The sequence below is a fragment of the Pseudomonas sp. GW822-FHT02G04 genome (assembly GCF_058802085.1).
In genome coordinates, this window is sequence record NZ_JBXANU010000026.1 from 43,287 (window position 1) to 57,117 (window position 13,831).

The 13,831-nt window shown below is 60.4% G+C and carries 12 protein-coding genes; 8 read left to right on the forward strand and 4 right to left on the reverse strand.

Annotation, left to right across the window (positions count from 1 at the left end; genetic code table 11):
* Nucleotides 1-241 precede the first annotated feature (241 nt).
* On the forward strand, nucleotides 242-790 hold the full coding sequence (locus tag AC1RO5_RS25125; RefSeq protein WP_493178257.1) for an RNA polymerase factor sigma-70: 549 nt from the start codon (nucleotides 242-244) through the stop codon (nucleotides 788-790).
* Between the two features lie 84 nt (nucleotides 791-874).
* Here the strand turns inward: AC1RO5_RS25125 and AC1RO5_RS25130 are convergent, their stop codons facing one another.
* The 4 genes from AC1RO5_RS25130 to AC1RO5_RS25145 all read right to left on the reverse strand — a co-directional run bounded on the left by AC1RO5_RS25130 (nucleotide 875) and on the right by AC1RO5_RS25145 (nucleotide 4,564).
* Nucleotides 875-1,888 (reverse strand): GNAT family N-acetyltransferase, encoded by a 1,014-nt coding sequence (locus tag AC1RO5_RS25130; RefSeq protein WP_493178258.1) that lies wholly within the window; start codon nucleotides 1,886-1,888, stop codon nucleotides 875-877.
* Nucleotides 1,889-2,038: 150 nt separating this feature from the next.
* The gene (locus AC1RO5_RS25135) at nucleotides 2,039-2,878 is read right to left on the reverse strand and encodes a sugar-binding protein (protein ID WP_493178259.1); all 840 of its coding nucleotides are present in this window, start codon (nucleotides 2,876-2,878) and stop codon (nucleotides 2,039-2,041) included.
* A 172-nt stretch (nucleotides 2,879-3,050) separates the two neighbouring features.
* On the reverse strand, nucleotides 3,051-3,845 hold the full coding sequence (locus tag AC1RO5_RS25140; protein ID WP_493178261.1) for a substrate-binding periplasmic protein: 795 nt from the start codon (nucleotides 3,843-3,845) through the stop codon (nucleotides 3,051-3,053).
* A gap of 95 nt (nucleotides 3,846-3,940) precedes the next feature.
* A complete protein-coding gene (locus AC1RO5_RS25145) occupies nucleotides 3,941-4,564 on the reverse strand; it encodes a TetR/AcrR family transcriptional regulator (protein ID WP_007940066.1) in 624 nt (207 codons plus the stop codon).
* Between the two features lie 190 nt (nucleotides 4,565-4,754).
* Here AC1RO5_RS25145 and AC1RO5_RS25150 point away from each other — a divergent pair, with 190 nt between their 5' ends.
* The 7 genes from AC1RO5_RS25150 to AC1RO5_RS25180 all read left to right on the forward strand — a co-directional run bounded on the left by AC1RO5_RS25150 (nucleotide 4,755) and on the right by AC1RO5_RS25180 (nucleotide 13,807).
* Nucleotides 4,755-6,545: an acyclic terpene utilization AtuA family protein gene (locus AC1RO5_RS25150; protein ID WP_493178262.1), complete on the forward strand. Its 1,791-nt coding sequence runs from the start codon at nucleotides 4,755-4,757 to the stop codon at nucleotides 6,543-6,545.
* A 12-nt stretch (nucleotides 6,546-6,557) separates the two neighbouring features.
* Nucleotides 6,558-7,457, forward strand: coding sequence for an SDR family oxidoreductase (locus AC1RO5_RS25155; protein WP_096480820.1), 900 nt, complete (start codon nucleotides 6,558-6,560; stop codon nucleotides 7,455-7,457).
* A 3-nt stretch (nucleotides 7,458-7,460) separates the two neighbouring features.
* The gene (gene atuC / locus AC1RO5_RS25160) at nucleotides 7,461-9,077 is read left to right on the forward strand and encodes a geranyl-CoA carboxylase subunit beta (RefSeq protein ID WP_493178264.1); all 1,617 of its coding nucleotides are present in this window, start codon (nucleotides 7,461-7,463) and stop codon (nucleotides 9,075-9,077) included.
* A 133-nt stretch (nucleotides 9,078-9,210) separates the two neighbouring features.
* A complete protein-coding gene (gene atuD, locus AC1RO5_RS25165) occupies nucleotides 9,211-10,368 on the forward strand; it encodes a citronellyl-CoA dehydrogenase (protein WP_493178265.1) in 1,158 nt (385 codons plus the stop codon).
* Nucleotides 10,365-11,162 carry an enoyl-CoA hydratase/isomerase family protein gene (locus AC1RO5_RS25170; RefSeq protein WP_493178266.1) on the forward strand — a complete coding sequence of 266 codons (798 nt, stop codon included), beginning with the start codon at nucleotides 10,365-10,367 and terminating at the stop codon, nucleotides 11,160-11,162. The genes atuD and AC1RO5_RS25170 overlap by 4 nt, the downstream gene beginning before the upstream one ends.
* A 63-nt stretch (nucleotides 11,163-11,225) precedes the next feature.
* The gene (locus AC1RO5_RS25175; protein WP_493178267.1) at nucleotides 11,226-13,187 is read left to right on the forward strand and encodes an acetyl/propionyl/methylcrotonyl-CoA carboxylase subunit alpha; all 1,962 of its coding nucleotides are present in this window, start codon (nucleotides 11,226-11,228) and stop codon (nucleotides 13,185-13,187) included.
* 71 nt (nucleotides 13,188-13,258) lie between these two features.
* Nucleotides 13,259-13,807: a 3'-5' exonuclease gene (locus AC1RO5_RS25180; protein WP_413694738.1), complete on the forward strand. Its 549-nt coding sequence runs from the start codon at nucleotides 13,259-13,261 to the stop codon at nucleotides 13,805-13,807.
* Nucleotides 13,808-13,831: the final 24 nt, after the last annotated feature.

Genomic DNA, 13,831 nt, shown 5'->3' on the forward strand with positions numbered 1-13,831 from the left:
CAGTCACCAATGAGAACGGATGAGGTCTTGAAATAATTAGTCGCCGGGCTTGAGCGCCGGCGGGCTTGCGGTCTGCAGATGGATCAGCGTGTCGCCGTTCTCACCGCGCACCTTCGTGGAGCATTAATTCTCTTTCTCAATTGACAATCATTATCATTCAGAATAATTTGTCGCTCGATATGTAGGACGGCTCCGATCTCCCTGTCGTCCCACAACCCTATTTGCAGCAAGGTGATTTCCAATGACGGAACAAGTATCCACAAGCAGGTGCGATTCACCGCTACTTCAGGCCTTCGTCGACAACCGAATGATTCTGGTCAAGATTGCCGCCCGCATTACCGGCTGCCGATCCCGTGCCGAAGACGTGGTGCAGGATGCGTTCTTCCGGTTGCAATCGGCGCCGCAGATCACGTCATCCATCAAGGCGCAGCTCAGTTATCTGTTCCAGATCGTGCGCAACCTGGCGATCGATCACTACCGCAAGCAGGCGCTGGAGCAGAAGTATTCGGGCCCGGAAGAGGAAGGCCTGAACGTGGTGATCCAGGGCGCTTCGCCGGAAACCTCGCATATGAATTTCTCGACCCTGGAAAACATTGCCGATGCGCTGACGGAGCTGCCCAGCCGTACCCGTTACGCCTTCGAGATGTACCGCCTGCACGGCGTACCGCAAAAAGACATCGCCAAGGAACTTGGCGTCTCGCCCACCCTGGTGAACTTCATGATTCGTGATGCACTGGTGCATTGCCGCAAAGTGTCGGGCAATCGTGCGGATACCTTCGTCCGTCGTTGAGACGGCGTCTTGTCGATAAAAAAGATCGCAGCCTTTGGCAGCTCCTGCTTGGGATGGCGTAAAGCCTGTTGCTGCGATCTTTTTTCAGGCCAACTTGCACCGATCAAAAAACCGCTCACGCCCCAACATCATCAGCGCCGCGCGTTTGTGCGGGAAGTCGAACTCTTTTTCGCAGTGAAAACACTGATTGTGCATATGCCCGATCATCTTCGCATTGTCGGCGCGAGGTTCGGCGACCACCCGCTGAGTGCGCGGATCATCGAGAAACAAGTAGTGCACCAGCGCCGATAACCAGCTCGCCACCTTGTGCGGGCCACGGTGATCTTCTTCACCCACCAGCATGTGAATGCCACGGTCGTAATCGCCGGCGTCATAGAACGGCGCAATACGATCTTCCTTGGCCCAGTAGGCTTCAAAGTAGGCAAACGGCTGATCATCGAAGCAACCGATCAGCGTCAAGGTGTGCGGGTCAGCTTCAAGCTTGCTCAGGTACTCCCGATGCTTCTCGAGACTGCCCTCCTCCTGCCAGAAACTCGCGACCCGTGGGCTGTTCTGCCAGCGGTTGAAACGCGCCAGGTCATGCTCGATTTCTACCGTGCGCAGGGAAACCCACGCACCGAGCCGTGCATCAAAGCGTCGATAGACCTCACCACGGGGTTTCACTGCACGCAGGGGATGGCGCTTGCCGTCACTGATGACCATCTGTTGTGGATAACTGCCGGTCAACGACTCACCCAGCCAAGGCTGAGGCAATTGCCAGAACAGCGTGCGTTCACAGCGATACTGACCGTTGACGTCGGTGGAGGTCAGCAACCCGCTGAGCAAGGCTTCGGTAGGCGCTTCATCGAGGTGCCAGGTCAGACGCTGACACTGCGCATCACGGGCAAACAGCCAATAACAGGCCGCCCAGAATGCTTGACCGTCAGGACGGCCGAAACGCTCCTCCAACCGCAGATGCAACTCGGGCTCGCGGGTCAGCCGCAGTTCGATCAGCGGCTGACCTTCCAGGCTGAGGCTCAGGCGACTTGCGGTTTCATCGGCTACAAGACGGTTGCCTGACGGCAAGGCCAGGGCGGTCAGGTCATTCAGATTGGACATGGGTCGGGCTCACGATAATCGTCGACAGTTAACTGAAGTGACGTGAGCCATACATGGAAATTTAACGAAAAACACCGCGAACGCTTAATCAGCGTTCGCGGTGGCATGCACAGCCTGGATCAGTTCCAGGCCATTGACGTTACGCAGGTGCTAGATCGACCTGACCCAGATTTCGCGGAAGGCATAGTCATTGCCGTTTCCGGTGGCGACATGGTTAACGATCTGCAACTCCATCTGTGATGCACTCGCAGTAAAAGTGCCTTTGAGCGGAGCCCAGGCCATTGACGAAATTTCAGTCGCGGGGGCAATGACTTGCGCTCCGCTGTTGAGTGACAGCACCGGAACGGAATATTTGTCATTCCACCTGCGCACGGTCAACCCGAACTCGTAGGACCGACCCACTTCCAGCCCCTGAAAGGTCTTTTTCAACACCGTGCCGGCAGAGTTGTTGGTGTAGGTGTTGTCGAATAATACGTAGATATCTCCATCTTTGGTGATGGTGAGATCCCGTGGATCAGTCGCAGCGTCGCCCCTCATCCAACCATTCCAGTTATTGGTACCGTCTGTTGCAGAGAAGGTCGTTGTATCGTCAAAAGGCGCCTGAACCTCAAGACACAATGTCGGGAACAGCACCGGGCCAGCACAACTGCCTCCATCCAGCGCCGCCTGAAAAACAAACGCGAGATGGCTCCCGTCTTTCAGATTTTGCAAAGACGCCCAGGCAATATTGCGACGCCAGCCCTCCTGGAACTCTTGTTGCGTGACGGGCTCGGCGTCAGCCACTCGCAGCATCACTGGCGAGCCGTCGGCTTGTTGCCCGCAGACATGCAGCGTTGTCTTTTGATTAACCACCATGAATGGCCAACGCGCCACCTCGACCGTGACACCGGCCGAATCATCAGGTTTTTTCAGAACGAGTACATCGTTGACGGCTTGTGGTACCACAGGAGCGGGCACACAGGAGAGAGAAACCAACGAGGGGGTTGTCATGACAGAAATCCTTTCTGAATGAGCGCCAACCCCTCCATGGGGTCGGACACAGGAAAGGAGCTAAGACCACGTTAGGCGAAGCGTCTACTGTCAATTCGACCATTCGAACAGCAGAACATAAATACCAGATGAATGGTCGTCCGCCCCCCCCTGCCCCCGGAAACTCTATCTGTCAGTGCTTGCCCACTGGCACCAGGGCAATTTTGTAGGGATCAAAAATCTTCAGCATCTGGCCGTTGTTTCGCAGGCCTTGCAGCAACTTGCCGAATGCTTCGCCAGTAATCGGCGCCTGCGGGCGAATCAGCGCGTAATGGTGATAGACCTGATCGATGCGTTGCGACACCAGCAACTGCTCGCCGACTTTCTCGTTGCGCAGCAGGTAATCGCTCAGATAGGAGCGTGTCACCAGGGCAATGTCCGCTCGCCCGCGCAGTACCATCAGCAGGTTGCTGTCGTGGGAATAGGTCAGCGTGGCGTTGTAGGTGTCGGCCAAAAATTTGGGGTCGGCATTGAAATTGGCAAACTCGTAGTGATAGCCGCTGTACAGCGCCAGGCGCTTGCTCGCCAGATCCTTGAAGTAGTTCTCATCGCGACCGGGTTGCTTCTGCGCGACAAAGATTTCTGCATCTTCCAGGCCCATGTCGACGTCGGTATGCGGAATGTCCTTCCAGCCCCACTCCGGGTTCTCGAAAATCGCCATATCGACCCGACCTTCCTTGAAGTCATTGAAACGTCGAGGAATCGAGGTGGGTACCAGCACAAACTGATAATCGGTTTGCAGCTGATTCAGCGCTTCCACCAGTTGTGGCAACAGACCGGTGTCGGCACCGGACTCCGGGCGCACGGTATAGGGTGGAAAATGGGCGGCACCAACCCGCACCTGTTGCGCGGCCTGGGATGGCAACACCCAGCACACCGCAAGCGCCGCCAGCAAAAGCTGCGACGCCATTCGAATTGACGAAGACATCAAAACAGCACACTCCCCAAAAAAATACTCATCAATGAATACAAACTAGGCGGTTTCGTCAACTTAGCCAGTTTCTTACCGAGATAGACGGCTCATTACCGTTCTTCAAGCACCAGAATCAGCGCTTCATCGGCCAATTGATCGAGGCTCATGCTGCCATCGGCGCGAAACCAGGTGGTGGTCCAGGATAGCGCGCCCGTCAGGAAGCGGCGGGTGATGAACACATCGCCACGGATAAAACCGGCATCCTTGGCTTCTCCCAGCACCTGCAGCCAGATGGCTTCATAAATATCGCGCAGCGCCAGAACCTGCGCCTGGCCTTCCTCAGACAGCGAACGCCACTCATACACCAGCACCGCCATGGCCTCGCCACTGCCGCCCATGATCGACTGCAATTCGCAGCGAATCAGCGCCAGCACCCGCTCGCGCACGCTGCCGGCCTCGGCCAGCGCCGCGCGCATCAACGCGGTGTTGTAGCGAATGGTCTCCTCCATCACTGCCCGCAGGATCTCGTCCTTGCTTTTGAAGTGATGAAAAATGCTGCCTGACTGAATGCCCACCGCACCGGCCAGATCGCGCACGGTGGTGCGTTCATAACCTTTGTTGCGAAACAGGTGAGCGGCCACCTGCAGCAGTTTGCCGCGGGCGCTGTCGGGATCGGTCAATTGGCCGCTGTCGACCAATTCGCGCATTACCCTCAGGGCTTTTTGCTCGTCCACCCGTTCTCTCCTACAGTCGATCAATCAAATGCGCCGCTGCCCGCTGAAACAGCAGGGTTGCGCGGGCAATTTAAGCTGGCGGGGGCGACCAAGCAAGCGCTCGGGAAGAAGATAATCAAGGCATTTACAAACCAAGCGCTTGCTTGGTAGTCTCGAAGTACTTCTGTCGCAGGTGACTATGGAGTTGACTGTGCCTAAAACAATTCGCATCGGTTGTGCCAGTGCATTCTGGGGCGACACCTCGACCGCCGCCGCGCAACTGGTGGAGGGCGGGCGACTGGACTACTTGGTGTTCGATTATCTGGCCGAAATAACAATGTCGATCATGGCCGGGGCGCGGATGAAAGATCCCGCCACCGGCTACGCCAGCGACTTCATCGAAGTCCTCAGCCCCCTCCTCGAGCAGCTCGCGAAACAACAGATCCGGGTGATCAGCAACGCCGGCGGGGTTAATCCACAGGCCTGCGCTGCTGCCCTGCAAGCGGTCTGCGACAAGGCCGGGGTGGCGCTGAAAATCGCCGTGCTGTCGGGTGACGACCTGCAACCGCAGTTCAAACACCTGAGCAGCCTGGGTATCCACGAGATGTTCAGTGGCGCGCCCCTGCCACCAATGTGCGTGTCGACCAACGCCTACCTCGGCGCACCGGGTATCGTCGAAGCCCTGCGCCTGGGCGCCGACATTGTGATTACCGGGCGCGTGGTCGACAGCGCCGTGGTCAGCGCCGCGCTGGTGCATGAGTTCGGCTGGTCGTGGCACGACTACGACAAACTCGCCCAGGCCGCATTGGCCGGGCATCTCATCGAATGTGGCGCCCAGTGCACCGGCGGTAACTTCACCGATTGGCACGACGTGCCCGACTACGAACACATCGGTTTTCCGATCGTCGAAGTCGGTGCCGACAGCCAGTTCATTGTCAGCAAACCCGACGGTTCCGGCGGTCTGGTCACACCACTGACCGTTGGCGAGCAGATGCTCTATGAGATCGGCGACCCGCAGGCCTATTTGCTGCCCGATGTGGTGTGCGATTTCAGCCAGGTCAAACTCGTGCAACAAGGCAAAAACGCGGTTCAGGTGCATGGCGCGAAAGGCTTGCCGCCGACTGCTCAGTACAAGGTCAGCGCCACGTACCCGGACGGTTTCCGCTGCACCGCCAGTTGCCTGATCGCCGGGATTGATGCCGTGGCCAAGGCCCGAAGGGTCAGCCAGGCGATCATCAACAAGACCTCGGAAATGTTCAGTCAGCGTGGCTGGGCGCCCTACAGCGAAGTGAACATCGAACTGCTGGGCAGCGAGGCTACTTACGGCCCCCACGGCCAGCGCCAGGACAGCCGCGAAGTGGTGATCAAACTCGCCGTGCGCCATCCGGGCAAACAGGCCTTGATTCTGTTCTCCCGGGAAATCGCCCAGGCTGCCACCGGTATGGCGCCTGGGCTGACCGGTATCGTCGGCGGGCGGCCGACGGTGTATCCGTTAATCCGGCTGTTTTCGTTCCTGATCGACAAAACCGCCTGCCCCCTGGAAATCGACCTTACCGGTGAGCGCCATCCGTGTGCCCTTCCCGCCCTCGATGCGCTCAACCCGGCTAACCTGCCGCTGCCGTTCGACCCGCCGAAAACCACAGAACGCGCCGACGCCAGCGTGGCCTTGATCAAACTCGCCGTGGCGCGCTCCGGCGACAAGGGTAACCACAGCAACATCGGCGTCATGGCCCGCCACCCCGACTACCTGCCGTGGATCGCCGAAGCACTGACACCCGAGGTGATGGTCGACTGGATGAGCCATGTCCTCGACCCGATCCACGGACGCGTCGAACGCTGGTATTTACCCGGCACTCAGAGCTTTAATTTTCTTCTGGAAAACGCACTCGGCGGCGGTGGCGTGGCCAGCCTGCGGATCGATCCGCAAGGCAAGGCGTTCGCCCAACAACTGTTGGAAATCCAGATTCCGGTGCCCCAGCGCATCGCCGATCAGTTCAACTAGAGGACTGTCGCCATGGCTTACGACTCGATTTTCAAACCCGACCTGTTCGCCGGCCAAACCATCATCGTCACCGGTGGCGGTAGCGGCATCGGTCGTTGCACCGCCCATGAACTCGCCGCCCTCGGCGCGCAGGTGCTGCTGGTGGGGCGCAATGCCGAGAAACTGAAAAAGGTCAGCGCCGAAATCACTGAAGACGGCGGCAAAGCCAGTTGGCAGGTCTGCGATATCCGCAACGAAGACGCCGTCACGCAACTGGTCAGCGAGCTGATCCGCGAACACGGGCCGATTCATGGGCTGGTCAACAATGCCGGCGGGCAGTACCCGTCGCCGCTGGCGTCGATCAATCAGAAAGGTTTCGAAACCATCCTGCGCACCAACCTGGTGGGTGGTTTTCTGATGGCCCGGGAAGTGTTCAATCAGTCGATGAGCAAGCACGGCGGCGCCATCGTCAACATGCTCGCCGACATGTGGGGCGGCATGCCCGGCATGGGCCATTCGGGCGCGGCGCGCTCGGGCATGGACAACTTTACCAAGACCGCCGCGTTCGAATGGGGCTACGCCGGCGTGCGGGTCAACGCTGTCGCCCCGGGCTGGGTCGCCTCCAGCGGCATGGACACCTACGAAGGCGCGTTCCGCGCGGTGATTCCGACCCTGTGCGAACACGTGCCGCTCAAGCGCATCGGCACCGAATCGGAAATCAGCGCGGCGATTGTTTTCCTGCTCAGCCCGGCAGCGGCGTTTGTCAGCGGCAGCACGTTGCGCATCGACGGTGCCGCCAGCCTCGGCGGGCGGGCCTGGCCAATGCACAAGGCGCAGAACAGTCACTCGTACAACGGCTTTCACCGCGCCTATTTACCTGAAGTACTCAGGCCGGACGCCTCCAAACCAGACGAACCGAAGGACAAGGAATAACCCATGCCGGTCATCCAGTCCCAAGTCGATCCGTTCAGCGCACCGTTCGCCCGCAACCGTGCGGCCATGCTGGCCGGCATCGAGCAGGTCCGCCAGCTCGAACAGAACTTGCTGAACAAAGCCGCTGAAGCCAAACCGAGGTTCGACAAGCGCGGGCAATTGCTGCCCCGGGAGCGGCTGAACCTTCTGCTCGACCCCGGCGCGCCGTTCCTCGAATTGGCGAGCCTGGCCGGCTACAAGCTGCACGACGACAAGGACGGCAGCGCGGCCGGCGGCGGTTTGATCGCCGGGATCGGTTACGTGTCCGGTGTGCGGGTGTTGGTGGTGGCGAACAACAGCGCAATCAAGGGCGGCACCATTTCCCCCAGCGGCCTGAAAAAGTCCCTGCGCCTGCAACAGATCGCCATGGAAAACAAACTGCCGGTGATCACCCTCGCCGAGAGCGGTGGCGCCAACCTCAATTACGCCGCAGAGATTTTCGTCGAGGGCGCGCGCAGCTTTGCCAATCAGGCGCGGATGTCGGCCATGGGCTTGCCGCAGATCACCGTGGTCCATGGCTCGGCTACGGCGGGCGGCGCTTATCAGCCGGGGTTGTCGGATTACGTGGTGGTGGTGCGCGGCAAGGCCAAGCTGTTTCTCGCCGGGCCGCCGTTGCTCAAGGCAGCGACCGGTGAAGTCGCCACCGACGAAGAACTGGGCGGCGCCGAGATGCACGCGCAAACCGCCGGCACCGCCGAATACCTGGCCGAGAACGATGCCGATGGCGTGCGCCAGGTGCGCGAGATTGTCAGTCTGTTGCCGTGGAACGATCAATTGCCGTGGTTGCCGGAATGTCGGTGGGAAGAACCGCTCTACCCCATCGACGAACTGCTGGGGCTGATCCCGGATGACCCGAAAAAACCTTACGACGTGCGTGAAATCATCGCGCGGATTGCCGACGCTTCGAACTTCCTCGAATTCAAAAGCGAGTTCGATCAGCAGACGGTTTGCGGGCATTTGCAAATCCAGGGTCGAGCCTGCGGTTTCATCGGCAACAACGGCCCGATCACGCCCAAGGGCGCGAGCAAGGCCGCGCAGTTCATTCAACTCTGCGACCAGAGCCAGACGCCGCTGCTGTTTTTCCACAACACCACCGGTTTCATGGTCGGTACCGAGTCGGAACAGCAAGGCGTGATCAAGCACGGCGCAAAAATGATTCAGGCGGTGGCTAATGCCCGAGTGCCTAAACTGACAATCGTCGTCGGCGGTTCCTACGGTGCCGGCAATTACGCGATGTGCGGCCGCGGTCTCGACCCGCGCTTCATCTTCGCCTGGCCCAACAGCCGCACCGCGGTGATGGGCGGCGCCCAGGCCGGCAAAGTGCTGCGGATCGTCACCGAAGCCAAACAACTCAAGGACGGATTGGTGCCCGACCCGAAAATGCTCGACATGCTGGAACAAGTCACCGCGCAGAAGCTCGACAGCCAGTCCACCGCGCTGTATGGCAGCGCCAACCTGTGGGATGACGGGCTGATCGATCCACGGGATACCCGCACGTTGCTTGGATACTTGCTGGACATCTGCCATGAGGCCGAGGCTCGGGCGCTGCAACCCAACAGCTTTGGTGTCGCACGTTTTTGATTGATCATTCCCACGCTCTGCGTGGGAATGCAGCCCGGGACGCTCCGCGTCCCAAAAGCGGACGCGGAGCGTCCATAGAGGCGTTACCACGCAGAGCGTGGGAACGATCGGGTTCGACAGGAGAACAATAAAAATGATCTTCACCCAGGAACACGAAGCACTGCGCCGCACCGTCCGCCAATTCGTCGATCATGAAATCAATCCTCACGTCGATGAGTGGGAAAAGGCCGGGCGGTTTCCGATCCATGAGATCTTCCGCAAGGCCGGCGAGCTCGGATTGCTGGGGATTTCCAAACCGGAAAAATTCGGCGGCATGGGCCTCGATTACAGTTATTCGATCGTGGCGGCCGAAGAGTTCGGTACCATTCATTGCGGCGGCATTCCGATGTCCATCGGCGTGCAGACCGACATGTGCACCCCGGCCCTGGCGCGTTTCGGCTCCGATGAACTGCGCGAAGAATTCCTGCGGCCGGCGATCACCGGCGAGCAGGTCGGCTGCATTGGTGTTTCCGAAGTCGGCGCCGGCTCAGACGTCGCCGGGCTGAAAACCACGGCCCGCAAGGACGGCGACGACTACGTGATCAACGGCAGCAAGATGTGGATCACCAACTCGCCGAGCGCGGATTTCATCTGCCTGCTGGCCAACACCTCGGACGACAAACCGCACATCAACAAGTCGCTGATCATGGTGCCGATGAACAGCCCCGGGATCAGCCTCAGCTCGCACCTGGACAAGCTCGGCATGCGCAGCTCGGAAACTGCCCAGGTGTTTTTCGACAACGTGCGCGTGCCGCAACGCAACCGCATCGACCACGAAGGCGCAGGGTTCATGATGCAGATGCTGCAGTTCCAGGAAGAACGGCTGTTCGGCGCGGCGAACATGATCAAAGGCCTGGAGTACTGCGTCGACAGCACCATCGAGTACTGCAAGGAGCGCAAAACCTTCGGCAACGCGCTGATCGACAACCAGGTCATCCACTTTCGCCTGGCCGAACTGCAAACCGAAATCGAATGCCTGCGGGCGCTGGTCTACCAGGCCACCGAGCAATACATCAAAGGCCAGGACGTCACCCGTCTGGCATCCATGGCCAAACTCAAGGCCGGGCGACTCGGTCGGGAAGTCAGTGACAGTTGCCTGCAATACTGGGGCGGCATGGGCTTCATGTGGGACAACCCGGTGGCCCGGGCTTACCGCGATGTGCGGCTGGTATCGATCGGCGGCGGTGCCGACGAAATCATGCTGGGGATCATCTGCAAACTCATGGGCACCCTGCCGGGGAAAAACAAATGAACACCCTTCCCGATTGTCAGACCCTGTTGCTCGAACGGCATAACGGCGTGCTGCACATCACCCTCAATCGCCCGGACAGCCGTAATGCCATGAGCTTGCAGATGGTCACCGAACTGCGCGCGGTGCTGGCGGCGGTGCGCGATGACCGGCAGATTCGCGCGCTGGTGATCAGCGGTGCCGGCGGGCATTTTTGTGCCGGCGCCGACATCAAGGACTTGGCCAACGCCCGCGCTCAAGGCCAGACCGCCTACCGCGATTTGAACCGTGTGTTCGGTGCGCTACTGCAAGAAGTGCAACACGCGCCGCAAGTGGTGATTACGGTGCTGCAAGGTGCGGTGCTCGGCGGCGGCTTCGGCCTGGCCTGCGTCAGCGACATCGCGATGGCCGATCATCAGGCGCAATTCGGCCTGCCGGAAACCAGCCTCGGCCTGTTGCCGGCGCAGATCGCGCCGTACGTGGTGCAGCGCATCGGCCTGACCCAAGCCCGCCGACTGGCCCTGACCGCCGCACGCTTCGATGGCACCCAGGCGCGGCGCATGGGGCTGGTGCATTTTGTCGAGCATGACCCGCAGGCCTTGGCCGAACGCCTCGATGAGGTGCTGGCCCATGTGCTGTGTTGTGCGCCGGGGGCGAATGCGGCGACCAAAAAACTGTTGCTGGCGAGTGCCGGACAGCCCTCGGATGATCTGCTGGATCAGGCGGCCGAGTGGTTCAGCGAAGCGGTGACCGGGGCTGAAGGGGTCGAGGGGACCCTGGCTTTTGTGCAAAAGCGTAAACCGGGGTGGGCCGTTTAAGAGCTTCGCGGCAAGCCCGCGATGAGGCCCTTACATTCGCCGCAAAAACCAAGGGAATACTCCATGCCCGCCCTCAAAAAAATCCTGATCGCCAACCGCGGTGAAATCGCCTGCCGCGTCCAGCGCACCGCACAAAACCTGGGCTACCGCACCGTCGCCGTATTCAGCGACGCCGACGCCGATGCGCTGCATGTGCAGATGGCCGACGAAGCCGTGAACATCGGCCCGGCCCCGGTGCAGCAGTCTTATCTGAACATCCCGGCCGTCATTGATGCCGCCCGGCGCACCGGTGCCGATGCGATCCATCCCGGTTACGGCTTCCTCTCGGAAAACCCGGGTTTCGCCCTCGCTTGCCAACAGGCCGGCATCATCTTCATCGGTCCCAGCCCCGAAGCCATAGAGCTGATGGGCAGTAAACGGCTGTCGAAACTCGCCATGATCAACGCCGGCGTGCCTTGCATCAAAGGCTATCAGGGCAGCGAACAGGACGACGCCACCCTGCGCCGCGAAGCCGAACGCATTGGCTACCCGCTGATGATCAAGGCCAGTGCCGGCGGTGGCGGTCGCGGCATGCGCCTGGTACACAGCGCCGCCGAATTGCTGGAACAGATCCGCACCGCACGTTCCGAAGCCCTGCACGGGTTTGGCAGTGATGAATTAATCCTCGAACAAGCCTTGATCGATCCGCGTCATGTCGAAGTTCAGGTGTTCGGCGACCAGCACGGCAACCTGATCTACCTCGGCGAGCGCGACTGTTCGATCCAGCGTCGCCACCAGAAAATCATCGAAGAAGCGCCCTGCCCGGTGATGACCGCCGAGTTGCGCCAGGCCATGGGCGAGGCGGCGCTCAAGGCGGGTCGCGCGGTGAATTACGTGGGGGCTGGCACAGTGGAATTCCTGCTGGATGCTCACGGCCGGTTTTACTTCCTGGAAATGAACACCCGGTTGCAAGTGGAACACCCGGTGACTGAACTGATCACCGGCCTCGATCTGGTGGCCTGGCAATTACACATCGCCGAAGGGCAACCGCTGCCGCTACGACAGGAACAAGTGCAGCTCAACGGGCATGCCATGGAGGTGCGCCTGTATGCCGAAGATCCGGCCCAGGGATTTCTGCCGCAAACCGGGCGAATTGTGGCTTGGGAGCCAGCGATCCAGGGCAGTGTACGGATCGACCATGGCCTGATCGAAGGCCAGTCTGTCAGCCCGTTCTATGACCCGCTGCTGGGCAAGCTCATCGCCCACGGTGCCACCCGTGAAGAAGCCCGGCGCAAACTGCTGCGGGCAGTGCAGGACAGCGTGCTGCTGGGCGTGCAGAGCAATCAGCGCTTGCTCGTCAGTCTGCTGGAACACCCGCAGTTCATCAGTGGCGAGTTCAGCACCGGGTTCATCCTGACGAACTTCGCCGACCACCCCTGCCTGCACCCCCCTGTACCCAGCGCCGAAGAACTGGCCATCGCCGCGGCGCTGTTTTATCAGGCTTGCGCGCAGGCTCACCGTGCCCCGCTGGCTGGTTGGCGCAACAACGCCAGCGTGCCTCTGCACTATCGGATCGGCCTGGAGGATCAGGCCTGGCCGGTCGAACTGCACGCTGAACCTGGCGAAACCTACCGCGTGCAGGTCGGCGCCCGAACCCTCGAACTGAAGGTCATCCAGTGCGACGGACGCTGGGCCACCCTGCAAATCGACGGCATCCGCCAACGCCATGCCTACCGCCTCGAAGCCGGGCAACTCTGGTTGTTCACGCGCCCCGGCAGCCTGCTGCTGGTCGACCGGACCCGGGCGCTGGTCAGCGGCCAGGCCAGTGTCAGCTCCGGCACGCTCAAGGCGCCGATGGACGGGGCGATCGTCGACGTATTGGTCAGTGAGGGCAGCCCGGTCAGCAAAGGGCAGCTGCTGGTGGTGCTTGAAGCGATGAAAATGGAGCATCCGCTCAAATCGGGTATCGACGGCGTGCTCAAGCGCTTGCAGGTCAGGGTCGGTGACCAGGTAAAAAATCGTCAGATTTTGTTGGAGGTCGAATAAGCCGCTAGGCGGATCCGCCGGGTTTGGCTACGCTCAAGCCCTATCAGGATGCGGATACCAGGAAACCTGCAATGCCTCACTGGCTGGTCATTGATCTGGAAGCCACCACCGATGAGGGCGGCTGGCCAGTAACAGAAATGGAAATCATCGAAATCGGTGCCACCCTCGTGGACCGTAAAGGCCGGGAACTGGATCACTTCCAGTGCTTCGTGCGCCCGTTGCGTCGGCCCCTGTTGACCCCGTTTTGCCGCGAACTGACCCACATTACCCAGGCCAATGTCGATGCTGCCCAGCCTCTCAGCGACGTCTGGGTTTCGTTCGAACGCTGGCTCGGCCAGCATCTCTCGAACCTGGAAGGCTGGGCCAGTTGGGGTGATTACGATCGCAAACAGCTACTTCAGGAGTGGCAGCGCCTGCAACTCGGCAGCGCCCTGAGCCGGGTGCCGCACATGAATCTCAAGCAACGCTTCGCCAAGGCCTGTCGACTGGAGCGCCCGCTGGGGCTTAATGGCGCCCTGCAACTGGCGGGCCTGCAGTTCAACGGTCAGCAGCATCGGGCGCTGGAGGATGCGCGCAATACCGCGCGCCTGTTACCGCTGATTTTCCCGGCTAATCCTTGAGTGCAGGTGGTGACGCCTATCGAC